Below are 22,976 nucleotides of genomic sequence, written 5' to 3' on the forward strand. Positions count from 1 at the left end.
TCCTTGTCGGGCCGGCCTCAGGCCGTAGCCCCCGCTTCGATGGCATCGGCGCTGGCGATCAGGCCGGCGCCGAGCAGGGTGTCGATATCCAGCATCAGGATCATCTTTTCGTCCAGCGTCGCCAGGCCACGCACGAAGTCGACTCCGATACGGGTGTTGAAGTCCGGCGCCGGCTGCAGGTCCTCGGCGCCGACGTTGTAGACCTCGGAGACGGCGTCGACCACCACCCCCATCACGCGCTCGCGGTCCTCGTTGATCGCGCGCAGCATGATCACCACGGTGGTGGGACCGTAGTCCAGCGGTTCCATGCCGAAACGCAGGCGCAGGTCGATGATCGGAACGATCATTCCGCGCACGTTGATCACGCCACGGATGTAGTCGGGCGTGTTCGGCAGGGGTGTGGGGCGTTCCCAGCCCTTGATCTCCTGCACCCGCAGGATGTCCACGCCGTATTCCTCCTCGGCGAGGATGAAGGTCAGGTACTGGTCTTCGCCGGCCGTGGCCGGGTCGTGGATGGACTGGGTTGCGTCGTTCGCCATGATGCTTGGCTCCTTTTAGGTCAGGCCGCGCGGGTATCGCGCCTGGCGGCCATTCGCGCGATGCCCGCCGCATCCAGAATCAGGGCGACCTGACCATCCCCGAGGATGGTGGCGCCAGCGGTACCGGGGACCTTGCGGAAGTTGGTTTCCAGTGTCTTGATCACGACCTGCTGCTGGCCGAGCAGGTCATCCACCCGCAAGGCCACGCGCTGGTCGTCGGCCTCGGCTACCACCAGCAGGGCCGGGTCCGGCAGCGGGCTGGGCTCGGCGCGCCCGAACAGGGCGGCCAGGTCCACGATCGGGATGTACTCGTCGCGCAGTCGGTAGAGCGGCAGCTTGCCGAAGGCCTGCTGCACGCTGCCGGCCTGCGTCTGCAGCGACTCGACAATCGCGATCAGGGGGATCACGAAGGTCTCCTCGCCCACCTTCAGTAGCTGGCCGTCCATGATTGAGAGCGTCAGCGGCAGGCGGATGGTCAGGCGCGAGCCCTTACCGGGTTGAGACTCCAGCTCCACGTTGCCGCCGAGCCCGCGGATGTTCTTGCGGACCACGTCCATGCCAACGCCGCGCCCGGAGAGGTCGCTCACCTGGTCGGCGGTGGACAGCCCGGGCTCGAAGATCAGCTGCAGGACCTCGTGGCGTTCCAGGTGCTGATTCGGGCCGACCAGGCCGGCATCGCGCGCCTTGGCGAGGATGCGTTCGGCATCCATGCCCTTGCCATCGTCGCGGATCTCGATGATCACGTTGCCGCCGCGATGGTAGGCCTCCAGCGTGACCTGGCCGGTCTCCGGCTTCCCGGCCGCGCGACGGGCCTCGGGCAGCTCGATGCCGTGGTCCACCGCATTGCGCACCAGGTGGACCAGCGGGTCGCCCAGGTGCTCCATCACGGTCTTGTCGATCTCGGTGTATTCACCCTTGAGCGTCAGCTCGATCTGCTTGCCGAGCTTGCCGGAGATGTCGTGCACCAGCCGCGGAAAGCGATTGAAGATCTGCGCGATCGGCACCATGCGGATGCCCATCACGCTCTCCTGCAACTCGCGGGTGTTGCGCTCCAGGTCGGCCAGGCCGGTGCGCAGGCGTTCGATCTGTGCCTCCACCTGCGACGGGTCGTCCTCCAGCTGCTCGCTGATATCGGTCAGCATGGACTGGGTGATCACCAGTTCGCCGACCATGTCGATCAGGGCGTCGATCTTGCCGGTATTGACGCGCATGGAGCTGGACTCGGCCCCCCGACTGGCGGCGGGCTGACGGGCGCCACCTTCGGCGGGCTCTCGCTCCCCGGTTGAGCTTTCCTCCACAACCGGCACGTCCTGGCCGCTGGGCGCGGAGGGGGATGGCAGCGGCTCAATGCTCAGGTCGCACTCATCCTCGACCCACTCGAAGACCTCGCGCAGCTGATCCTCGGTCGCGTCACCCTCCAATTCCATGGTCCAGGCAAGGTAGCAGTCCTCCGGGTCGAAGCCGGCGGCGGTATCCGGCAGATCACCGGTCTCGCAGGTCACCCGCAGCTCGCCGAGCTCCTCCAGCACCTCGAACATACGCAGCGGGTCATTGCCGGTGCGCATCAGGTCGCGGTGCGGCCGGAAGTGGATACGCCAGCCCGAGCCGGCGCGCGACTCCCCACCGGCACTCCCGGGTGCCGGCTCGGCCGATGACGGCTCGCCCAGATGGGCCTCGATCAGGGTGCGCACCTCGGCCACCTCGGCCGGGTCCGCCTCGCCGCCGTCGCGCGCGGCCTCCAGCTGCGCGCGCAGGATGTCCACCGCGCGCAAAAGCAGGTTGACCGTGTCACGGTCGGCGGCCTGTTCGCCATTACGCAGGCGGTCGAGCAGGGTCTCCACGCCATGGGTGAATTCGGAGATCGCGGCAAAGCCGAAGGTCCCGGCCCCGCCCTTGATGGAGTGCGCGGAACGAAAGATGGTATTCAACGTCTCCGGATCGCCACCGCCCTCGAGCGCCAGCAGCTCGGTCTCCATGCGCTCCAGCCCCTCGAAGCTCTCCTCGAGAAAGGCGTCGACGAACTGGGCCATGTCGATGGACATGACTAGCGCAGCACCCGGTTCACGGTGTTCATCAGCTGGTCCGGGTCGAACGGCTTGACCAGCCAGCCAGTCGCGCCGGCCGCCTTGCCTTCCTGCTTCTTCTCCGGGCCGGCCTCGGTAGTCAGCACCAGGATCGGGGTGAACTTGTAGTCGCCGAGCTTGCGCAGCTCGCGCGTCATCTGCAGGCCGTCCATACCCGGCATGTTCACGTCGGTGATCACGAGATCCGCCTTCTGGCCCTGGGCCTTGCTCAGCCCATCATTGCCGTCGCGGCCTTCGGTGACCTCGTGGCCCGCCTGCTTGAGCGTGAATGCGACCATCTGGCGCATCGAGGCCGAGTCGTCCACCACCAGTACCTTCGCCATACGTTATGTCCTCAAATCGGGTCGTGAGTGGCAGGCGCGGCCTGCATCCGGGCATGCAGTTCAGCCAGACCCAGTGCGGCCAGCGCCTGTTCAAGGGTGTTGTTGCAGGACTCGTAGACCAGGGCCTGACCCTGGTGGCGAGCGGCCTGTTCTGCCATCAGCAGCATCTGGGCGCCCGCAGCGTCGACATCCCGCACACCCGCTGCCTCCAGCGCGACCGGCTGGCCTGCCTCGATCGCCCCTCGCAGGCTCTCCCAGCATTCGCCCACCGTGTCGATGCGCAGCCTTTCCGGCAGCAGAACCTTGTTCATGTGCAGTACCCTTTGTGAGTGACGAAGCGACGGATCCCCATGCTCCGGACTCTTTTGTACAGGATCTGTACAAGAAAATACAGGGTCCCTGTAGAATACTTGTACGGCCTCCGAGTCGAAAACTTGAGAACCCGTTCTCAACAATCTGCTGGCAGCGTGGGGCCGCGCGGGCCTCTGCACGATTACCCGGATATTTTGCCGGGCACGCCGAAAGGCGAATGGGGATGGCGGTGAACACCCTTTTTCGGCGCGTGCTCGCGCTCCGCGGGTCGAACCAGGGTCGGGACCAGGCGACGCGCTGGCTGGCGCGCATGCCGGACAACTGCCAACCGCTCTGGGTGGGCAGCCATCCACCAGAAGGCGTGCCCCGTACCCGGCCGGCCCAGGCCGGCCACTGGCTGGGCCACGAGTGTGATGCAGTGGTGTTCGAGGCCACCACACCCCTTCCCGGTGATGCCCTTGCGATCGCCGCCGGGCTCCTGCGCGGTGGTGGGATTCTGCTGTTGCTGGTGGACGAACCCGGCCACGGGGCCTGGTCCAGGCGCTGGCGCACAGCGCTGCGGGCGCCACTGGTGGAATGGGTCCAGGAAGGACCGGATCGCTGGCCACTCCCGCGTAGCGAGAGAACACCCTTTGAGTGGACGCCGGACCAGCAGGCGGCCCGCAGACTGCTGGATGCACTGGTACCCGGCGAATGCGGCGTCCTGACCGCAGCCCGCGGCCGCGGCAAATCGACCCTGCTGGGGGACTGGATGGCCGGATCCTCTCCGACCCCCACGCCCAGGGGCATGGCCCTGACAGCCCCGACCGAGGCGGCTGTCCAGGCGGTACACAAGGCCATACAAGCGCACCTGGGCCGTGTCCCCGAAGAGCTGCGCTACCACGCCCCTGCCGCGCTGGAGGCGGCGGCCGCCCAATCGGAAACCCTGGTGGTGGACGAGGCCGCCGCACTCCCGGTCGACCACCTCCTGCGGCTGGCACGGCGGGGGCAACGACTGGTGCTGGCGACTACGACGGGTGGCTTCGAGGGGAGCGGGCAGGGCTTTCGGCTGCGCGCCTTGCCCGCGCTGGAACAGGCGGGTCTTCGCATGCGCCACGCGCGCCTGGAGACGCCAGTGCGCTGGGAACCCGGCGACCCGCTGGAGCGCTGGATCGATAACCTGTTCCTGTTGGGGGCCCGCAGTGCCGCGCCAGAGCCGCAGGCGGTGCGATGGCACTGGAGCCATGCATCCGAGCTGGCGACGCAGCCCGGGCGACTGGAGGCCGTGGCCGGCCTGCTGGCCGATGCGCACTACCGCACCCGGCCCTCGGATCTGCAGCGCTGGCTGGACGAAGCCGCCATCCACCTGCTGACGCTCGAGGGCATCCGCGACGGGGCCCTGTTCGGCGTGGTGCTGGTGGGCGTGGAACCGGGACTGGACGCCAGCATGGCCGAAGCGGTCTGGGCAGGAGAGCGCCGACCCCAGGGGCATTTTCTGCCCTGCGTGCTGGCAGCCCAGGGGGCGTTCGACCTGGCCCGGCACCCGGTCTGGCGCATCCAGCGCATCGCGGTGCATCCGCACTGGCAGGGTCGCGGGCTGGGACAGCGGCTGCTGCACCAGATCACCGAACGCGCTCGGGCCGAGGGTATCGGCATGGTCGGGGCCAGCTTTGGCCTGGATTCCGGCCTGCTCGGGCTGTGGAAACGCGGGGGCTTCGACCTGCTACGTGCCGGCCTGCGCCCGGATCCCTACAGCGGCCGCCCAGGGGGTGTAGTCCTGAAGGCGGTCGATGACGCGCTCGCCGGGCCGATACGATGCCTGGCAGCCGCACAGGCCCGGGACTGGCCCGCATGGCGGGATCGTCTGTGGCCCTGGCACGAAACGGCCCTGGCACGGGCGCTGGAAGCCCTTTTTCCGGAGGCCGGACCTGATCCGGCGATGACAAAGGACTTGGCGGAGCTCAAGGCCTTCGCCGAGCGCGCCCGGCCACTGGAATGGGTACTCCCGGCCCTGGTCCGCCAGCTACGCGCGCAGCCGCCGACCGATACAGAAGGAACCGTGCTGGCCACCGCCCTGGAGCCACCGATCGACTGGGACGACCTGGCTGTCCGTCTGGGGGTCTCCGGACGCCGCGGCGTGGTACGGCGTTTGCGTCAGGCCGCGCAGGCCTGGCGCACCCGGGTCGAGTCCGGGGGGCAGCCCCCGGGCTGATCCAGCCGTCATCAGAGCCGGAACTGGGCCAGCGCCTGCTGGATCTCGCGCTCGACCTGCTTGAGCTCGTCGGAGGCCGCGCTGACCCGATCGGCGGTGTTGGCAGACTGATCGGCCCCGTCGGAGATCTGCACGATGTTGCGGTTGATGTCCTCGACCACGGTGCTCTGCTGACGCGCGGCAACCGCGATCTGATCGGTCATCTCCACGATCGTGGTCACCGACTGGCGGATCTGCTGCAGGGCGCCGTTCACCTCGGCGGTGTGCTCCATGGTGGTCTCGGCCTCTTCCTGGCCGTGCTGCATCGCCTTCACCGCAGAACCTGTGGCGGTCTGCAGACGCGAGATCATGCTCTCGATCTCGTCGGTCGACTCCTGCGTGCGGGTCGCCAGCTTGCGTACCTCGTCGGCCACCACGGCAAACCCGCGGCCATGTTCCCCAGCACGGGCGGCCTCGATCGCCGCGTTGAGGGCCAGCAGGTTGGTCTGCTCCGCCACGCCGCGGATGACTTCAAGGATGGTGCCGATCTGCTTCGAGTCTTCACCCAGCTTGGCCACGGTGCCGGCGGCCTGCTCGACCGTGCCCAGCAGGGAGGACATGGACTCGATGTTCTTCTCCATCACGTCGGCGCCGTTGTTCACCGCACCGCTGGCCTCCTGTCCGGCCTGGGAGGTGGCGTCGGTATTACGCGCGATCTCCTCGGCGCTGCTTTGCAGCTCGTTGATCGCCGTGGCGACGCGCTCGGTCTCGTCGCGCTGACGCGAGACCACCTCGCGGGCCTGATAGGCCTCCTGATTCAGGTTCTCGGTCGCACGGTTCAGGGTCTCGGTACCGCTACGGGCGTTGCCAATCGCCTGCGCAATCTTGTCGGTAAAGCGGTTGAACGCACGCCCCAGCTGGGCCGTCTCCATCAGACCGTTTTCGTCCAGACGGCGGCTGAGGTCGCCATCGCCGTCGGCGATCTCTTCCAGCGCCTCGGTCGAGTGAGCCAGCGCACGGCGCACCACCAGGATGATGAAGACCGCGCCGACCACTCCCAGGATCACGCCGATCAGCGCCAGGACGCCCTGCGTCACCTGGGTATTGCGCATGGTCGCGGTCAGCTCGGCGGCGGACACTTCAGCACGGCCGGTGATGCGCTCGGACAACTGCTGCAGTTCATTACGTGCCTCGAAGATCACCGGGCCGACCTCGGTACGGATCAGGAAGGCGTCCTGCAGGGCCTCCTCGCTGCCGTGGATGCGAACGATGTCCTGGATCGCGCTATCCAGCTCGTTCAGGAGCCCTTCGAAGTCCTCGACCGCGATCTGCTGCTCGAAATCGAGCTCGTCGTACTGTTCCAGCAACCGCGCCAGCACGTCGTGTGTCTGGCCAAGGTACAGACGCAGGTTCTGCTCGAAGGAGTCATCACGAAACGCGATGAAACCGCGCAGGTTCGAGGTGATCTGCAGAAGGTTGGTGCGCAGGCTGTAGAAATCGCCGAGACGCTCGAACGAGCGCTGGAAGCGTGCCCGCGCCATCTCCTCGTCGATCATGGTGCTGGTCAACTGGGTCATCTGCATGGTCGCCGGGTTGGCGCGCGAGTTGGCGACACCCTGGGCCGGCATGTTCTGGGCCACGTCCTCGGCCACCTCGATCAGGCGCTCACGGTGCGCGGCGAAGCCGTCAATGTTCGCGCGCACCTGTTCCGCGGAGGCAGTCAGATCATCCGAGCCCTGCACGACCGGATCGTTGACCAGGGCATCCATGGCGACGTCCAGCTCGTCCATCGCATTCAGCCAGGCGTCGCGGTGTTCGTCCTCCTCGCTCATCAGGTAGAAGCCTAGGAAGGCGGCGCTCTCCTGCAACAGCTGCTCCACGTCGTTGACGCGTGCCACCGCCGGATAGTCGGACTGGGTCAGTTCAGCCACGCCCTGTCCACCCACATTCAGGGCACGCAGTGCCAGCAGCGAATTGATGATCAGGATCGCGACGACCAGCCCGAAGCCGGCGATCAGCAGCCCCCGAATGGAGAGTTTGTCCAGCATGGTGTTGACTCCTTCCTCAGCGCCTTCTGCCGGGCGCATGCCATCACGTGCAAACGGATCATTCCGCTGCCTGTAGAGACGATTCATCCCCTGTTACGGCCGCCTTCCCCTGAAGTTGAGCCCTGGCCGTTTTGAGAATCACATCACACCGAATGACGCGGAAAGAGTCAGGGTGATTCCAGCGCCTCCCAGCGCTCGTAAGCCACCGCCAGGTCTCGTTCGACCTGTTCGAGCCGGGCCTGCAACTCGCGCACGCGCTCCCCATCGCGCAATACCTCTGGATCCGACAGGGCCTCGGCCAGCGACTGGTGCTCGTTTTCCAGCGCCTCGATCTGGCCTGGCAGGGCCTCCAGCTCGCGAGCCTCCTTGTAGGAGAGTTTGCGGGCGCGGGGCGGCGGTTCCGCGACCGCGGACGTCGGCTCGGAGCGGGCCTCGGGTGCGGCGGGCGCCTCCTGGGCCCCGGTATCCGCTTCGCGCGTGAGCAGGCGTTGCGTGACGCGTGCGGGCAGGTCCGACCAACCGCCGACGAATTCCTCGGCCGTGCCATCGCCGGGCAGCACCAGCGTGCTGGTCGCAACGTTGTCGAGGAACGCGCGGTCGTGGCTGACCACGATCACCGTGCCGGTGTACTCGATCAGAAGCTGTTCCAGCAGCTCGAGGGTCTCGACATCCAGGTCGTTGGTGGGCTCGTCGAGTACCAGCAAATTGGCCGGGCGCAGAAACAGCTTGGCCAGCAGCAACCGGTTGCGCTCGCCACCGGACAGGGCCGATACGGGCTGGCGCGCGCGTTCCGGCGGGAACAGGAAATCCCCGAGATAGCTCAGCACATGTCGGGTCTCGCCATTCACGGTGACGCGGTCACGGCCCTCGCCGACCGCATCCTGCACGGTGGTCGTCTCGTCGAGACGCGCCCGTGCCTGGTCGAAATAGGCGATCTCGAGCTGGGTGCCCAGCTTGACCGTTCCGGAAAGTGGCTCCACCTGGCCCAGCAGCCCGCGCAGCAGCGTGGTCTTGCCGGCGCCATTGGGGCCGATGATGCCCAGGGCGTCGCCACGCTGGAGCAGCAGGTTCACGTCGCGCACCACCGGCGTGTCGCCGTAGCCGAAGTCCGCATGCTCCGCCTCGATCACCAAACGGCCGGAACGCTGCTCGGGGGACAGCTGCATGCGTACCTGCCCCCCCAGCTCGCGTCGTTCGGCGCGCTTCTTGCGCAGGGCCTGCAGGGCGCGCACCCGCCCCTCGTTGCGGGTACGCCGGGCCTTGATGCCCTGGCGGATCCAGGTCTCCTCCTGCGCCAGCTTGCGATCGAACTCGGCGCGCTGACGCGCCTCGACCTCCAGGCGCTCGGCCTGGCGCGTGCGGAAGGCCTCGATCGAGGGCGGGTGTTCGTACACCTGGCCACGATCCAGCTCCAGGATGCGAGTGGCGACCTGTTCCATGAACTGGCGGTCATGGCTGATGAACACCACCGTGAGCCCGCTCCCGCGCAGGAACTCCTCCAGCCAGCGGATCGCAGCCACATCCAGGTGGTTGGTCGGCTCGTCCAGCAGCAACAGCTGCGGCTCGCGCACCAGCTCGCGCGCCAGCCAGACGCGGCGCTTGAGCCCGCCGGAGAGCGCAGCGAATCCGGCCTCGGGGTTGAGCTCCAGGCGCGAAAGCGTCGTTTCGACCCGGTTTTGCAGGCTCCAGCCGTCGATCGCCTCCAGCCGGGCCTGGACTGGGCCCATCTTCTCCAGGGCCTCGGCGTCACCACTGGCGGCGGCCTGGCTCAGGTGATGGAAACGCTCCAGCAGTTGCCCGGCCTCGCCCAGCCCCTCGGCGACCACATCGAACACCGTGCCCTCGACCCCGGGCGGCAGCTCCTGGGTCAGGTATGCGGTCGCCAGGCCGTCCTGGCGGACCACCTCGCCCGAGTCCGGCTGGATTGCACCCGCAATCACCTTGAGCAAGGTCGACTTGCCCTCGCCGTTACGCCCGGCTACCGCCACGCGTTCGCCGGGCTCCAGGCTCAGATTCAGGCCATCCAGCAACGGCGCCATGCCATAGGCCAGGTGGATATCGCGCAGGGTCAGCAGAGCCATCGGAATCTAGGGAAACACTGATTCATGTACACGCTCGCTGCTTCGTCGCTTTTGCGTGCGAACAAGGCGCGGTGACCGCCGTGCAGTCATTCTGCACAAGGGAGCCGCAACGCCGTGCGCGCGCCCGTTTTTGATAACAACGGGCGGCCGAGCCCCTTCGTTTATTGAGTTGTGGGGTTGGTACCCCAGGTTCCCCGATCCTGCGTTGCGCCGCTTGCGGGTAGAACCACTACCCGCTGCGCGACGCGCCTTGTCTCGGAAAACCTGGGGTACCAACGCGAGTGTGTACATGAATCAGTGTTTCCCTAAAGGAATCCAGTTGAAGAACCCGGCAAGCGCCGAGCGAGAAGGGTTTCAGGGGCAGACGCGCCGCATCGACACGTGATCAGACGGTAGCGTTCTTGACCACCAGCACCGGGCAGTCAGCACCGCCAATCACGCGCTCGGACACCGAACCCATCAGCAGACGCTTGAGGCCGGTACGTCCGTGGCTGCCCACGACGATCAGGTCGCGATTGTCGCGCCGCGCCACGTCAATCAGGGTGACCTCGGCGCGGCCTTCCTCGAAGGTCGCGTCCGCCTGAAGGCCCTGCTCCCGGGCCTCGCCCTGCAGGCGCTGGATCGCATCGACGCCCTCCTGGCGGCGTTCGTCACTCTGGCCGGGCACGGCGACCGAGGCGATGGTGATCGGCAGCTGACAATAGCCGGCCAGTTCGATCGCCGCACGCGCCGCCTGATCGCCCAGTTCGGAGCCATCGGTGCCGACCAGCAGCCCCCGGTGCGGCGCCTGCGCGCCACGCGGAACGACCATGACGTTACACGGCGCCGTGCCCACCACCTTGCGCGTCGCGTCGCCGACCATCAGACGCGCGAGATCGTTGCGGTCGCGGCGCCCGATCACGATCAGGCCGGCCTTGTACTCCTCGGCGATCTTGACGATCTCCTGATGCCGGTCCACTCCGTGGCGCAGGATGGGCAGGGCATCGAGGCCCTGCTCGCGCGCCTTTTTCTCGAGCACGTCCAGGTCGCCCTGCGCGGTCACGCTCGCATCGTGGCTACGCCGGGGCGACAGTGCGTCGTGCTGCGTATCGGTAGGAATGATACGCGCGAGGATGAGCCGGGCCCCGCAACGCTGGGCCAGATCCAGGCCGACAGCCTCGGCCGACTCGCTGAACTCGGAGCCGTCAGTCGCGAGCACGATCGTCTCGAAACGGCAAAGCGGGGCATCGGACATGGGGCGTCTCCCTGACAGTTTTCGACCAGCATAACCGACCGGCCGGCGCACGACAGCCAACGTCTCGCGAAAGGTCCGAACGGCCCGCTTTTTGCGTCCAACCGCCCGGGATGAAATAATCGCGCGCTTTCAAGGGGAAGCACCGGCGACGCCTCCCACGCCACTGGCCACCGGCCAGGGCCACTCGCCAGCCCCCTCAGCCCCGGCTCTGCACCGTCCGGTGCGGGTCTTCAGGATACGAAATCGATACATGGAAAACCTTACGCTGACCACCGAGATGATCGTGGTGCTCGCGCTACTGGCGTTCACCATCTTCCTGTTTGTGACGGAGGTCATCCGTGTGGACCTGGCTGCCATCTCGGTGATGGTGCTGCTCGGCCTGCTGACGCTGGTGCCCGGGCTCGGGCTGCTGGTCGCGCAGGACGAACTGTTCAGCGGTTTTGCCTCCAATGCGGTGATCGCGATCATCGCGGTGATGATCATCGGCGCCGGTCTCGACAAGACCGGCGTGATGCACAAGGTGGCCGCCTTCATCATGCGCGTGGGCGGCACCACCGAGAAGAGCATCATCCCGACGGTCTCCGGCACCGTCGGCGTCATCTCGAGCTTCATGCAGAACATCGGCGCCGCCGCGCTGTTCATGCCGGTGATGAGCCGGATCTCCAGCCGCCTCGGGATCCCGCTGTCGCGCCTGCTGATGCCGATGGGCTTCGCCGCGATCGTCGGCGGCACCATCACCCTGGTCGGTTCCAGCCCGCTGATCCTGCTGAATGACCTGCTGCCGTCGAACATGGAGCCCTTCCAGCTGTTCGACGTCACCCCGATCGGCCTCGCGCTGCTGGCCACTACCATCGTCTACTTCGTGGTGCTGGGCCGTTTCGTACTGCCTTCGGTCAAGTCCAAGTCCGCGCAGCGCGAGAGTGCACAGGAGTATTTCCAGCGGGTATACGGCCTGTCCTACGAGATCCACGAAGTATTCGTTCCCGAGAAGGACCCGCTGGTGGGCCGCACCGTGGCCGAGATCGAACGCGAGACCGGGATCGCCATCGTCGGCACCTACGTGCGCGACGAGCTGCGCATGGCCCCCTGGACCGGCTACGAGATCCAGGCCAACTCGCACCTGGCGGTGCTCGCCAGCCCCGCGCGCATGGAAAAGCTGTGCGAGGGCACGCGCAAGCGCCCCACCACGCGCCTGGACGTGTTTGCGAACGCGCTGGACACCAGCCGCTCGGGGGTCGCCGAGGTCGCCATCGCGCCTGGCTCCAACCTCGCCGGCAAGACCGTGACCGAACTGGCCATGCGCCAGACCTACGGCCTGTCGGTGATGCGCATCCAGCGCGGCAGCGAGACCTTCGGCGAGGGCCTGCGTGACATCCCGCTGGAGATCGGCGACATCCTGGTTGTGCACTGCACCTGGGAGTCGCTGGCGCGCCTGGACAAGGATCGCGACTTTGTCGTGATTACCTCCGACTACCCGCGCGAGGAGCTGCGCCCCTCCAAGGTCCCGCATGCGCTGTTCTTCCTGGCGCTGACGGTGGGCTTGATCCTGTTCACCGACCTGATGCTGTCGGTCGCGCTGCTGACCGGCGCGCTGGGCATGATCCTGACCGGCGTGATCAGCCTCGACGACGCCTATCGCTCGGTGAGCTGGAAGACGGTGTTCCTGCTGGCCTCACTAATACCGCTGGGGATGGCGGTGGAGAACACGGGCACCGCCGCGTGGATTGCGCAGAACACGCTGGAACTGCTGGGGACCGTCCCGCCCTGGGTGCTGCAGGCGACGATCTTCGCGCTGGCCACGTTCTTTACGCTGGTCATGTCCAATGTCGGTGCGACCGTGCTGCTGGTGCCGCTGGCGATCAACTTCGCGATCGCCGCCCAGGCCGCGGGGATGGACGCCGACCCGCGCGTGTTCGCGCTGACCGTGGCGATCGCCACCTCGAATTCCTTCCTGATCCCGACCCACCAGGTGAACGCCCTGATCATGGGCCCCGGCGGCTACCGGGTGAAGGACTACATGAAGGCCGGCGGCATCATGACGCTGCTGTTCGGTATCGTGGCCATGCTGATGCTCAATCTCATTTTCTAAACTCGTCCGTACACTATTCGTCGCAAGAAGCTATGCAAGGAGAAACCCCATGTCGCAAAAACATCCCGTGATCGCGGTCACCGGCTCCTCGGGAGCCGGCACCTCCACCGTGAAGCGCTCGTTCGAGTCGATCTTCCGCCGCGAGCAGATCAACCCGGTCGTCATCGAGGGCGACAGCTTCCATCGCTATGACCGCAAGGCGATGAAGGAGGCCATGCAGAAGGCCGCCGACGAAGGCAATCAGCACTTCTCCCATTTCGGCCCCGAGGCCAACCTGTTCGATCGCATCGAGGATCTGTTCAAGACCTACGGCGAGACCGGCCAGGGCCAGAAGCGCTACTACCTGCACTCCGACGAGGAAGCCGCCGCTCACAACGAGCGTCTCGGCACCAACCTCGGCCCGGGCGAGTTCACCCCCTGGGAAGAGATCCAGCCGGGCACCGATCTGATGTTCTACGAAGGCCTGCACGGCCTGGTCGTGAACGGTGAAGTAAATGCCGCGCAGCACGTGGACCTGGGCATCGGCGTGGTGCCGATCGTAAACCTCGAGTGGATCCAGAAGATCTTCCGCGACAATGCCGAGCGTGGTTATTCCGCCGAGGCGATTGTGGACACGATCCTGCGCCGCATGCCGGATTACGTGAACTACATCACCCCGCAGTTTGGCCACACCGACATCAACTTCCAGCGCGTGCCGACGGTGGACACCTCCAACCCGTTCATCGCCCGGGACATCCCCACCCCCGACGAGAGCATGGTGGTCATCCGCTTCAGGGAGCCGAAGAAGTTCGGTGTGGACTTCCCCTACCTGCTGAACATGCTGCCCGACTCCTTCATGTCCCGGCCGAACACCATCGTGGTGCCCGGCGGCAAGATGAGCTTCGCGATGGAGGTCATCCTCGCGCCGATCATCCACGACATGCTGTCGCGTCGCGGCTGAGCGCAAGCGCTCCGGAAGTTCCCCTAGCCCCGCTCCGGCGGGGCTTTTTTGTGGCGACAGGTGTTTGGGCTAGCATTCCGGCGATCCCACCTGGACTCATGGAGTTGCCGTGTTCGGACTGTTCGGGCCACGCCCTGCGCAACAGATGGAACGCTTTCGCAGCCGCTATACCGGCCGCTCGCTGATCGTGCACCAGGGCTTCGAGGGCGACTGGCTGGAGGAACTGCTGAAGCAGCCCGGCGGCGGCGGGCACTTCCGTATCGACAGCCGCCGTCTGCCGACGCGGCGCCCCACGCCGATCGAGTGGCTGGTACAGACCCATGTGCTGCCCCTGGCGCTGCCCCAGCCGCTTTACCTGGACATCCGCGAGGATGCGATCCTCGCGCGGCACCTGATGCGGGGCGAACGGGCGGTCCACCCCTCCGAGATCGCCTGGTTCCTGGAGGAGCTGGACACCCGCCACCATGCCCGCCTGGAGTTCACAGAAAACGACCAGATGACCATCCGGCGCGGCATCCCCGAAACCGACAACGAGGCCCTCAGCATGCTGGAACAGCTAGGGAAGCACTGATCAATGTACACACTCGCGTTGGTACCCCAGGTTTTCCGAGACAAGGCGCGCCGTGCAGCGGGTAGTGGTTCTACCCGCAAGCGGCGCAACGCAGGATCGGGGAACCTGGGGTGCCAACCCCGAAGGGGCTCGGCCGCTTTTGCATGCGCACGGCGTTGCGGCTCCCTTGTGCAGAATGACTGCACGGCAGTCACCGCGCCTTGTTCGCACGCAAAAGCGACTCGAGCGCGAGCGTGTACATTGATCAGTGTTTCCCTGGGGCTGTAATGGAGTCCTGAACGTTGATGGAACGCTTTGTCAGTACCGCCGCCAGCGGCAATGATCCGCGCACCCTCGCCGCCGAACTGATCCAGGGGCTGGGCACGCTGCCGCCCCGGGATCCGGAGACCGTGCGCGTGGGCTTTATCTACGTGTCGGATGCGCTGAGCCGCAATGTTCGCCTGGTCATGGACACGCTGCGCAAGGCACTAGGGGTGGACCATTTCGTCGGCGGCATGGGCATGGCCGTGATCGGGCCAGAACGGGAATTCTACGAAGACCCGGCGATTACCCTGATGATCGGCGACCTGCCGACCGGTTCCGCGCGCGTGATTCAGCGTCCGGTCCACAGCCTGGACGAGCTGAAGCAGGCCCTGGACGGTTTCCTCGACCCCGCCACCCCGGGCCGGTTGCTGCTGAACGCCGATCCACGCACGGAGGGTGTCGAGGCCGTGCTGACCGAGATCGGCGACCAGACCGCCTGGTTCGCCACCGGCGGCATACACTCCGGCGAGAATGGGGCCGGGCAGATCGCCGATGGCGTGGTCGCCTCGGGCATCACCGGGCTCGCGCTGCGCGACGATGTCGCGATCGCCGCACGCCACAGCCAGGGCTGCACCCCGCTGCCCGGCCAGCACGAGCTGACCGAGACCTGGCGCAACATCATCGTGCAGCTGGATGGTCAGCGAGCACTGCCGGCATTCAAGGGCATCATCGGCGACGTCCTGTCGCGCGACCTGGAGCGGGCGCTGGGCTACATCCTGGTCGGCTTCCCGATCGCCGGCTCGGACACCGGCGACTACCGGGTCCGCAATATCATCGGCGTGGACCTCGATCAGCAGGTGCTCGCGGTCGGCGAACTACTGGAGCCCGGGCAGAAGATCCTGTTCGTACGCCGCGACGGCCAGGCCGCTCGCGACGACCTCGAGCGCATGCTGGAGCAGATTCGCGCCCAGGCCCCGAACGGGATCCGCGGGGCGATCTATGTATCCTGCATCGGACGCGGGCGCCACCAGTTCGGCCAGGAGGGCGCGGAACTGGCAATCGTGCAGCAGGGTCTGGGGGATGTACCCCTGATCGGCTTTTTCGCCAATGGCGAGATCTTCGCCAACCGCCTGTACGGCTACACCGGGGTCCTTACCCTATTCACCTGAACCAAGGGACTGGCATGCAATACCGCAAACTGGGACGCACCGATATCGAGGTCAGCCTGATCGGCCTGGGCACCATGACCTGGGGCGAGCAGAACACCGAGGCCGAGGCACACGAGCAGCTGGACTACGCGCTCGACCAGGGCGTGAACCTGATCGATGCGGCCGAGATGTACCCGGTCCCGCCGCGCGAGGAGACTCAGGGGCTGACCGAGACCTACATCGGCAACTGGCTGGCGAAGCGCGGCAACCGCGACCGCGTGGTGCTGGCCAGCAAGGTCGCCGGCCCCGGGATGATCGACTACCTCCGCGGTGGCCCGCAGCTGAACCGCGAACACATCGAGCAGGCCCTGAACGACAGCCTCCGGCGCCTGCAGACCGACTACCTGGACCTCTACCAGGTCCACTGGCCGGCGCGCGCCACCAACTTCTTTGGCCAGCTCGGCTACGTTCACAAGCCGGACGAGAGCGCGACCTCGATCGAAGAGACCGCGGCGGCGCTGAAGGCCGTGGTCGAGAGCGGCCGCGTGCGCGCCATCGGCATCTCCAACGAGACCCCGTGGGGGTTCATGGAGTGGATACGCGCCCATGACCGCGGCCTGTCCGAGCGCATCGTCTCCATCCAGAACCCCTACAACCTGCTCAACCGCAGCTTCGAGGCGGGGCTGGCGGAGATGGCCATCCGCGAGGACGCCGGCCTGCTGGCCTATTCGCCGCTGGCCTTCGGCATGCTCTCCGGCAAGTACCTGGACGGGGCAAAGCCCGCGGGGGCGCGCCTGACGCTGTTCGAGCGCTTCCAGCGCTACAGCAACGAATCCGGCCTGGCCGCGACCGCGGAGTACGCGCGCCTGGCCCGCGAACACGGCCTGACCCCGTCACAGCTGGCGCTGGCCTTCATCAACCAGCAGCCCTTCGTGACCAGCAACCTGATCGGGGCAACCACGATGGAGCAGCTGCGCGAGAACATCGCCACCGTCAACATCACCCTGTCCGATGCCGTGCTGGAGGCCATCGAGGCCATCCACGCCCGCTATACCTACCCCTGTCCGTAGGACCACCGCCGGTGCACCTGATCGATACGCATGTCCACCTGGACCTGGACGCGTTCGATCCGGATCGCCCGGCGGTGCTGGACCGCGCCCGCGCCGCCGGGGTTCAGGAACTCGTCCTGCCCGGCGTCACCCGCGCACGCTGGCCGGACCTCGACGCCTTGTTCCGCCAGCACGCGGGTCTGCATGTCGCCTACGGCCTGCACCCGATCTTTCTGCAGGCGCATGCGGACGCGGACCTTGACGCCCTGGAGGCCTGGCTGGATACGCACCCGGAGACCATCGCGGTCGGCGAGATCGGGCTCGATGGCTATCAAGAGGGGCTCGACTGGGACCGCCAGTGGCGCTTCTACACGCGGCAGCTGGCCATCGCGCGGGAGCGCGACCTGCCGGTGATCATCCACAGCCGGCGCGCGCTGGACGCAGTGCTGAAAGGCCTGCGCCAGCAGCCCGGCGTGACCGGGATCCTGCATGCCTTTATCGGCTCGCCGCAGCAGGCCCGACAAGCGGCGGATCTCGGCTGCTGTCTGGGCATCGGCGGGCCGGTGACCTACGAACGGGCGAAACGACTGCACCGCGTGGTGCGCGAGGCCCCGCTGGAGGCGCTGGTCGTGGAGACCGATGCCCCGGACCAGCCACTGGCCGGGCACCAGGGCGAGCGCAACGAACCGATGATGACCGCCGAGGTGAACCGCCATCTGGCCCGCCTGCGGGACATCGACCCGGCCGAGATGGCTATAATCACGTCACAAAATGCACGCCGGGTCCTCCGGCTCCCGAACGACCCGGATCCATGAGCACGCCCCACAATCCCTACAGCGAACGCACCGACCTCCTGCTGGGTCCCGACGTCACCGCCGGCCTGCGCGACCGGCATGTATTCATCGCCGGGCTGGGCGGGGTCGGGAGTTTTGCCGCCGAGGCGATCGCACGCGCCGGGGTCGGACGCATGACGCTGGTGGATCACGATGTGGTCGCCGCCTCCAACCTGAACCGCCAGCTGGTCGCACTGCGCTCCACCGTGGACCAGCCCAAGACCGCGGTGATGGAGGCACGCATCCGCGATATCGACCCGGAGATCGAACTGAACATCCAGCGCGAGTTCCTGCGTCCGGACAGCATTGCCGACCTGGTGCCGGAAGACGCCGACTTCGTGCTCGACGCAATCGACTCCATCGCCTGCAAGGCGGCGCTGGTCGCCGGGGCCCAGCGCCGCGGCCAGGCGGTGATCTCGAGCATGGGGGCCGGCGGGCGCATCGACCCCACGGCCGTACGGGTCGGCCCGCTGGAGTCCACCCGCGTCTGCCCGCTGGCGCGGCAGATGCGCAAGAACCTGCGCCGCATGGACGCGCGGCTCGACTACCCCGTGGTGTTCTCGATCGAGCAGCCGCGCAAGGGCACCGAACACCGGCCGGTCGAGGGCGGCCGGCCACGCTCGGTCAACGGCACGATCTCCTACCTGCCCGCGATCTTCGGCCTGACCGCCGCCGGCCACGTGATCCAGACCCTGATCGCCCGCGCCTGACTCGCCCAGCCCCGTCATTGCGAGGCGCAAAGCGCCGCGGCAATCGCCGAGGAGCTCCCCCAGCGGTCCTGCTATTCGTCGAACACGGCCTCGATGCGGGCCTGGATGTGCTGGTCGGCGTCGGGGCCGTACTGCGTGCCGGCCGGGTCGAAGCGGTCGCAGAAGGCGTAGGCGAACTTCAGGTCCTTCACGCCCAGGGCGCCGAACAGGCGCGCCTCGAAGGAATGATCGTCCGGCGTCTGGATCAGCGTGGGCCAGCCATCCGCCCCCGGCGCCAGCGCGGGCCCGAAGAACACGACGCCCGGCAGGTTCTTCAGCCGCAGGGCACAGGTGCCCTCGGTCACCCCGGCCATCGGCAGGAAATCGATGGTGCGCGACAGGCGCTGCTTGCGGTTGAAGGCGATGTCGATCTCGCCGCCGGCCGCACGGATTGCCGGTGCCTCGGCCTCGAACGCCAGGGTCTCCAGCCCAGCCGCCCGCCAGGCATCCAGGTCCTGCGCGCCATGGCGACTGGGCAAAAACAGGTAGGCGGGCTTTGTGATCGCCCGAATCGCCTCCAGCAGGGATTCGGAATACGCCGGGGCGTTGACCAGCACGCCCCCCAGCTCGCGGTCGTCGATCAGCCAGACGGTCGGGTCCGAGGCGCCCACGCGGTAGATGCTGCGGTCACGCAATTCGACCAGCGGGGCACTGATCAGCGGTTCACTGCCCATGCGGCTCCTCCGACGGCGATTTCGCGGGACGCGGCTCGATCTCGGCCATGGTGGTCTCGATCCATTCTTCGGCTTCGCTTAGTACCTCGACGGGCTTGCGCCCGGCGGTCTCGACTGGCGGGCCGACCACCACCTCGATGGTGCCGGGGTAGCGCCGGAGGCCCTTTTTCGGCCAGAAGCTCCCGCTGTTCAGCGCCACCGGCAGCACCGGGTATCCGGTGCGTGCCGCCAGTATTGCGCCGCCCTGGCGGTAGCGCCCGTGCTCGCCCGGTGCCACGCGCGTCCCCTCGGGAAAGACGATCACCCAGCGGCCCTGGTCCAGGCGCTGCTGACCCTCCGCGACCAGGTTCTCCAGCGCCTGACGCCCGGCCTCGCGGTCGATCGGGACCGGGTCCAGCATGGACAGGGTCCAGCCGAACAGGGGGATGCGCATCAGCTCGCGCTTGAGCACCCAGGTCTGCATCGGAAAGATCGCCACATAGGCGACCGTCTCCCACGCGGACTGGTGCTTGGAGAGCACCACATGCGGCCGCGAGGGGTCGATGTGCTCGGCACCGCGCACCCGGTAGTCCAGCCCGCAGGTGATGCGCAGCCACCAGACGTTGAAGCGCCCCCACTGGGTCAGGACGCGATAGCGCGCCGGGCGCGTAAGCGGCCAGATCAGCGGCGGGACCAGCAGGCCGAACACCAGCGTGGAGCCGATAAACCCCAGTTGGAACAGGAGGCCACGGATCAGGGGGAGCATGCGGCGGCGCTATCCCGTGGCCAGGCGGCCGATGTCGGCCACGGTCTCGAACGCGCGGCGCAGTTCGCGCAGCAGCGCCAGGCGGTTGCGCCGCTCGGCGGCATCCTCGGCCATCACCATCACCTGGTCGAAGAAGGTATCGACACGATCACGCAGGCCCGCCAGCTCGCCCAGTGCGTGCAGGTAGTCGCCATCGGCCACCGCCTGCTCGACGCCGGGACGCACCGCCTGCAGACCCTGGTAGAGCTGGCGCTCCTCGTCCAGCGCCAGGGCCTCGGGGTCGAGGTCGGCCTCGGCCTCCTCGCCGGCCTTGCGCAGCAGGTTGTGGATGCGCTTGTTCGCCGCGGCCAGGGCCTCGGCCTCCGGGCGCTCGCGGAACAGGCTGACCGCGCGCACGCGGCGGACGAAGTCCAGCGGGGTATCGGGCACGACCGCGGCCACCGCCTCGATGGTCTCGTGCGCCTGGCCCTGCTCCAGCAGGTAGCCGCGCAGGCGCTCCAGGATGTACTCGCGCACCGGTTCCACCGCCTGGTCGGCCTCCGGCACCCGTTCGCGGATCGGCTCGGCCGCGGCTTGCAGCAGCGGGGTCAGGGCCAGCGGCAGTTCGCGCTCGACCAGGATGCGCACCAGCCCCAGCGCGGCGCGGCGCAGGGCGAACGGGTCCTTGGTACCGGTGGGCTGCTTGCCGATCGCGAAGATCCCGACCAGCGTATCCAGCCGATCCGCCAGCGCCAGTGCCTGGGCCAGCGGGACATCCGGCAGCTCGGAGCCGGACTGGCGCGGCCAGTAGTGCTGTTCGATCGCGGCCGCGACCGCTTCGTCCTCGCGGTCGTGCAGGGCGTAGTAGCGGCCCATCGTGCCCTGCAGCTCGGTGAACTCGAACACCATCTGAGTCACGAGATCGCACTTGGCCAGGCGCGCGGCGCGCGCGGCCAGCCCGGCATCCAGCCCCATCAGGCCGGCCAGGCGCTGCATCAGGGCCTCCAGACGCACGGACTTGTCGCGCAGCGTGCCCAAGCGCTTCTCGAATACCACCGAGTCCAGCGCGTCCAGCCGCTCCTCCAGGCGCTTCTTGCGGTCCTGCTGCCAGAAGAATTCGGCATCGGCGAAGCGCGGGCGCAGGACGCGCTCGTTGCCGTCGCGCACCGCGTGCGGGTCGCGCGACTCGATGTTGCTGATCACGATGAAGTGCGGCTGCATGCGCCCGGCCTCGTCGACCACCGGGAAGTATTTCTGGTTGTCCTGCATGGTAGAGATCAGCGCCTCCTGCGGGACATCCAGGAAACGCGGATCGAAACCGCCGGTCAGGGCCACCGGCCACTCCACCAGCGCGGTCACCTCGTCCAGCAGGTCGGCATCGACCAGTGCGCGCCCGCCCAGGGCCTTGGCCTGCTCGTGCACCTGCGCCAGGATGTTCTCGCGCCGCGCCTCGAACGACGGCTCGACAAAGCCAGGGCTGCGCAGCCGCTCGGCGTAGTCGTTGCCGCGCTTCAGCTCCAGCGCACCGGGCTGGTGGAAGCGGTGACCATGCGTGGCCCGCCCGGCGGTCTGCTCCAGCACCGTCATCTCCAGCACCTCGGTCCCGTGCAGGACGACCAGCCAGTGCGCGGGGCGCACGAACTCGGTGCGGCTGCTGCCCCAGCGCATGCGCTTGGGCGTGGGCAGGGCCTCCAGCGCGGCCTCCAACATCTCCGGCAGCAGCTCGCCGAGGGCGCGGCCCGGCTGCATCTGGCGGAAGACCAGGTATTCGCCCTTGTCGGTGGTCTCGCGTTCCAGGCGCTCGACCTCCACTCCGCAGGAGCGGGCAAAGCCCAGCACCGCCTTGGTCGGCTCGCCGGCGGCGTCGAAGGCGGCGGCCACGGCCGGGCCGCGGCGCTCCTGGAGCTGGTCGGGCTGGCGCGCGGGCACATCGGGGAACAGCACGGCCAGCCGCCGCGGGGTGGCGAAGGCCTCGGGCGCGCCCGGTTCCAGCCCGGCCTCGCGCAGGCGGGTGGCCAGGCCCTGGGCCAGGGCGTCACGCAGGCGGGGCAGGGCGGTGGGGGGCAGCTCCTCGGTGCCCAGTTCGATCAGGAGTTCGCGGGCTTCAGCCATGTCGGGTCCAGTTCGGGTCCATCAGGGCCGCGCGGTCGGGCGCACGGTCCGGAAAAGGGTTCAGGCGGCGTCGGGCTTGTTCGCGTCGTCGTCGGCGCATAGCGGGAAGCCCAGGGCCTCGCGCGACTCGTAGTACTTCTGGGCGACGTTTCGCGACAGCTCGCGCACGCGCAGGATGTAGCGCTGGCGCTCGGTGACCGAGATCGCGCCGCGGGCATCCAGCAGGTTGAAGCTGTGGGAGGCGCGCAGCATCTGCTCGTAGGCCGGCAGCGGCAGGCCCAGCTCGATCATGCGGTCGCTCTCGTTTGCGTGCTGGTCGAAGGCGGCGAACAGGGCATCGCGATCGGCATGCTCGAAGTTGTAGGTGGACTGCTCCACCTCGTTCTGGTGATAGACGTCGCCATAGGTCACCGGGCGGCCGTCGGGCCCGACGGTCCAGACCAGATCGAATACGCTCTCCACCCCCTGCAGGTACATCGCCAGGCGTTCCAGCCCGTAGGTGATCTCGCCGGAGACCGGGTGGCAGTCCAGCCCGCCGACCTGCTGGAAGTAGGTGAACTGGGTGACCTCCATGCCGTTCAGCCAGACCTCCCAGCCCAGGCCCCAGGCGCCGAGGGTCGGGGACTCCCAGTTGTCCTCGACGAAGCGCACATCATGGGTGAGCGTGTCGAAGCCCAGGGCCTCCAGGGAGCCCAGGTAGAGATCCTGGATGTCCGGCGGCGACGGCTTCAGCAACACCTGGAACTGGTAGTAGTGCTGCAGGCGGTTGGGGTTGTCGCCATAGCGACCGTCGGTGGGACGGCGGCTGGGCTGCACATAGGCCGCGCGCCACGGCTCCGGCCCGATCGAACGCAGGAAGGTCGCCGGATGGAAGGTACCGGCCCCCATCTCCATGTCGTAGGGCTGCAGGACCACGCAACCGTGGTCGTTCCAGTAGTCCTGCAACCGGCGAATCAGGTCCTGGAAGGTGGGGCTGCTGCTGGACGGGGTGCGTTCGTGCGCCATGCGGGATCCCGGGTCAGGGCAAAGCGGACAGTATATCGGCCGGGCTCC

18 protein-coding genes and 2 pseudogenes are annotated in these 22,976 nt (G+C 67.6%); 8 read left to right on the forward strand and 12 right to left on the reverse strand.

Translation table 11 applies throughout. The features are described from left to right. Positions 1–17: 17 nt before the first annotated feature. The 5 genes and pseudogenes from F467_RS0101955 to F467_RS0101970 form a co-directional block, all read right to left on the reverse strand. A complete protein-coding gene (locus tag F467_RS0101955; protein ID WP_018139562.1) occupies positions 18–539 on the reverse strand; it encodes a chemotaxis protein CheW in 522 nt (173 codons plus the stop codon). 20 nt (positions 540–559) lie between these two features. Beyond that, a pseudogene (locus tag F467_RS13890) lies at positions 560–1,771 on the reverse strand (chemotaxis protein CheA); the annotation flags it as partial. A gap of 92 nt (positions 1,772–1,863) precedes the next feature. Further along, positions 1,864–2,581, reverse strand: a pseudogene (locus F467_RS13895) (Hpt domain-containing protein); the annotation flags it as partial. A gap of 2 nt (positions 2,582–2,583) precedes the next feature. Beyond that, positions 2,584–2,946, reverse strand: coding sequence for a response regulator (locus tag F467_RS0101965; protein ID WP_018139564.1), 363 nt, complete (start codon positions 2,944–2,946; stop codon positions 2,584–2,586). A gap of 11 nt (positions 2,947–2,957) precedes the next feature. Further along, positions 2,958–3,257, reverse strand: a complete 300-nt coding sequence (locus F467_RS0101970) for an STAS domain-containing protein (RefSeq protein ID WP_018139565.1) — start codon at positions 3,255–3,257, stop codon at positions 2,958–2,960. A gap of 224 nt (positions 3,258–3,481) precedes the next feature. On the opposite strand from F467_RS0101970, the gene F467_RS0101975 reads away from it, so the two are divergent. Beyond that, positions 3,482–5,449, forward strand: a complete 1,968-nt coding sequence (locus F467_RS0101975) for a GNAT family N-acetyltransferase (RefSeq protein ID WP_018139566.1) — start codon at positions 3,482–3,484, stop codon at positions 5,447–5,449. Between the two features lie 11 nt (positions 5,450–5,460). Here F467_RS0101975 and F467_RS0101980 read toward each other — a convergent pair whose 3' ends face one another. The 3 genes from F467_RS0101980 to F467_RS0101990 all read right to left on the reverse strand — a co-directional run bounded on the left by F467_RS0101980 (position 5,461) and on the right by F467_RS0101990 (position 10,791). Further along, positions 5,461–7,476 carry a methyl-accepting chemotaxis protein gene (locus F467_RS0101980; protein ID WP_018139567.1) on the reverse strand — a complete coding sequence of 672 codons (2,016 nt, stop codon included), beginning with the start codon at positions 7,474–7,476 and terminating at the stop codon, positions 5,461–5,463. 167 nt (positions 7,477–7,643) lie between these two features. Continuing rightward, positions 7,644–9,557: an ATP-binding cassette domain-containing protein gene (locus tag F467_RS0101985; protein WP_018139568.1), complete on the reverse strand. Its 1,914-nt coding sequence runs from the start codon at positions 9,555–9,557 to the stop codon at positions 7,644–7,646. 385 nt (positions 9,558–9,942) lie between these two features. Then, on the reverse strand, positions 9,943–10,791 hold the full coding sequence (locus tag F467_RS0101990; RefSeq protein ID WP_018137577.1) for a universal stress protein: 849 nt from the start codon (positions 10,789–10,791) through the stop codon (positions 9,943–9,945). 250 nt (positions 10,792–11,041) lie between these two features. Here F467_RS0101990 and F467_RS0101995 point away from each other — a divergent pair, with 250 nt between their 5' ends. From F467_RS0101995 to F467_RS0102025, 7 genes are all read left to right on the forward strand, one after another. Further along, positions 11,042–12,880, forward strand: a complete 1,839-nt coding sequence (locus tag F467_RS0101995; RefSeq protein WP_018137576.1) for an SLC13 family permease — start codon at positions 11,042–11,044, stop codon at positions 12,878–12,880. A 49-nt stretch (positions 12,881–12,929) separates the two neighbouring features. After that, a complete protein-coding gene (locus F467_RS0102000; protein ID WP_018137575.1) occupies positions 12,930–13,820 on the forward strand; it encodes a phosphoribulokinase in 891 nt (296 codons plus the stop codon). Positions 13,821–13,929: 109 nt separating this feature from the next. Next, positions 13,930–14,391 (forward strand): hypothetical protein, encoded by a 462-nt coding sequence (locus tag F467_RS0102005; protein WP_018137574.1) that lies wholly within the window; start codon positions 13,930–13,932, stop codon positions 14,389–14,391. 284 nt (positions 14,392–14,675) lie between these two features. Next, positions 14,676–15,803, forward strand: a complete 1,128-nt coding sequence (locus F467_RS0102010; protein WP_018139717.1) for an FIST C-terminal domain-containing protein — start codon at positions 14,676–14,678, stop codon at positions 15,801–15,803. A 14-nt stretch (positions 15,804–15,817) separates the two neighbouring features. Beyond that, positions 15,818–16,852, forward strand: coding sequence for an NADP(H)-dependent aldo-keto reductase (locus F467_RS0102015; protein WP_018139718.1), 1,035 nt, complete (start codon positions 15,818–15,820; stop codon positions 16,850–16,852). An 11-nt stretch (positions 16,853–16,863) separates the two neighbouring features. Next, positions 16,864–17,646: a TatD family hydrolase gene (locus tag F467_RS0102020; RefSeq protein ID WP_018139719.1), complete on the forward strand. Its 783-nt coding sequence runs from the start codon at positions 16,864–16,866 to the stop codon at positions 17,644–17,646. After that, positions 17,643–18,374: a ThiF family adenylyltransferase gene (locus F467_RS0102025; RefSeq protein WP_018139720.1), complete on the forward strand. Its 732-nt coding sequence runs from the start codon at positions 17,643–17,645 to the stop codon at positions 18,372–18,374. Before F467_RS0102020 ends, F467_RS0102025 begins: the two co-directional genes overlap by 4 nt. Positions 18,375–18,445: 71 nt before the next feature. Here the strand turns inward: F467_RS0102025 and F467_RS0102030 are convergent, their stop codons facing one another. The 4 genes from F467_RS0102030 to glyQ are packed head-to-tail and all read right to left on the reverse strand — an operon-like array spanning position 18,446 to position 22,928. Then, positions 18,446–19,087, reverse strand: a complete 642-nt coding sequence (locus F467_RS0102030) for a hypothetical protein (protein WP_018139721.1) — start codon at positions 19,085–19,087, stop codon at positions 18,446–18,448. Next, entirely contained in the window at positions 19,077–19,832 is a 756-nt protein-coding gene (locus F467_RS0102035) for a 1-acyl-sn-glycerol-3-phosphate acyltransferase (RefSeq protein WP_018139722.1), read from the reverse strand. Before F467_RS0102035 ends, F467_RS0102030 begins: the two co-directional genes overlap by 11 nt. A 9-nt stretch (positions 19,833–19,841) precedes the next feature. Then, positions 19,842–21,923, reverse strand: a complete 2,082-nt coding sequence (gene glyS / locus F467_RS0102040) for a glycine--tRNA ligase subunit beta (RefSeq protein WP_018139723.1) — start codon at positions 21,921–21,923, stop codon at positions 19,842–19,844. Positions 21,924–21,983: 60 nt separating this feature from the next. Further along, positions 21,984–22,928 carry a glycine--tRNA ligase subunit alpha gene (gene glyQ / locus F467_RS0102045; RefSeq protein ID WP_018139724.1) on the reverse strand — a complete coding sequence of 315 codons (945 nt, stop codon included), beginning with the start codon at positions 22,926–22,928 and terminating at the stop codon, positions 21,984–21,986. Positions 22,929–22,976 lie beyond the last annotated feature (48 nt).

The organism is Thioalkalivibrio sp. ALJ12 (genome assembly GCF_000378305.1).
In the GTDB taxonomy this organism is placed as follows: Bacteria; Pseudomonadota; Gammaproteobacteria; order Ectothiorhodospirales; family Ectothiorhodospiraceae; genus Thioalkalivibrio.

Excerpts from the sequence above, each read along its gene's own strand:
- F467_RS0101955 (WP_018139562.1), bottom strand. The coding sequence starts at position 539 with ATGGCGAACGACGCAACCCAGTCCATCCACGACCCGGCCACGGCCGGC.
- F467_RS0101965 (WP_018139564.1), bottom strand. The coding sequence starts at position 2,946 with ATGGCGAAGGTACTGGTGGTGGACGACTCGGCCTCGATGCGCCAGATG.
- F467_RS0101970 (WP_018139565.1), bottom strand. The coding sequence starts at position 3,257 with ATGAACAAGGTTCTGCTGCCGGAAAGGCTGCGCATCGACACGGTGGGC.
- F467_RS0101975 (WP_018139566.1), top strand. The coding sequence starts at position 3,482 with ATGGCGGTGAACACCCTTTTTCGGCGCGTGCTCGCGCTCCGCGGGTCG.
- F467_RS0101980 (WP_018139567.1), bottom strand. The coding sequence starts at position 7,476 with ATGCTGGACAAACTCTCCATTCGGGGGCTGCTGATCGCCGGCTTCGGG.
- F467_RS0101985 (WP_018139568.1), bottom strand. The coding sequence starts at position 9,557 with ATGGCTCTGCTGACCCTGCGCGATATCCACCTGGCCTATGGCATGGCG.
- F467_RS0101990 (WP_018137577.1), bottom strand. The coding sequence starts at position 10,791 with ATGTCCGATGCCCCGCTTTGCCGTTTCGAGACGATCGTGCTCGCGACT.
- F467_RS0101995 (WP_018137576.1), top strand. The coding sequence starts at position 11,042 with ATGGAAAACCTTACGCTGACCACCGAGATGATCGTGGTGCTCGCGCTA.
- F467_RS0102000 (WP_018137575.1), top strand. The coding sequence starts at position 12,930 with ATGTCGCAAAAACATCCCGTGATCGCGGTCACCGGCTCCTCGGGAGCC.
- F467_RS0102010 (WP_018139717.1), top strand. The coding sequence starts at position 14,676 with ATGGAACGCTTTGTCAGTACCGCCGCCAGCGGCAATGATCCGCGCACC.
- F467_RS0102015 (WP_018139718.1), top strand. The coding sequence starts at position 15,818 with ATGCAATACCGCAAACTGGGACGCACCGATATCGAGGTCAGCCTGATC.
- F467_RS0102025 (WP_018139720.1), top strand. The coding sequence starts at position 17,643 with ATGAGCACGCCCCACAATCCCTACAGCGAACGCACCGACCTCCTGCTG.
- F467_RS0102030 (WP_018139721.1), bottom strand. The coding sequence starts at position 19,087 with ATGGGCAGTGAACCGCTGATCAGTGCCCCGCTGGTCGAATTGCGTGAC.
- F467_RS0102035 (WP_018139722.1), bottom strand. The coding sequence starts at position 19,832 with ATGCTCCCCCTGATCCGTGGCCTCCTGTTCCAACTGGGGTTTATCGGC.
- glyS (WP_018139723.1), bottom strand. The coding sequence starts at position 21,923 with ATGGCTGAAGCCCGCGAACTCCTGATCGAACTGGGCACCGAGGAGCTG.
- glyQ (WP_018139724.1), bottom strand. The coding sequence starts at position 22,928 with ATGGCGCACGAACGCACCCCGTCCAGCAGCAGCCCCACCTTCCAGGAC.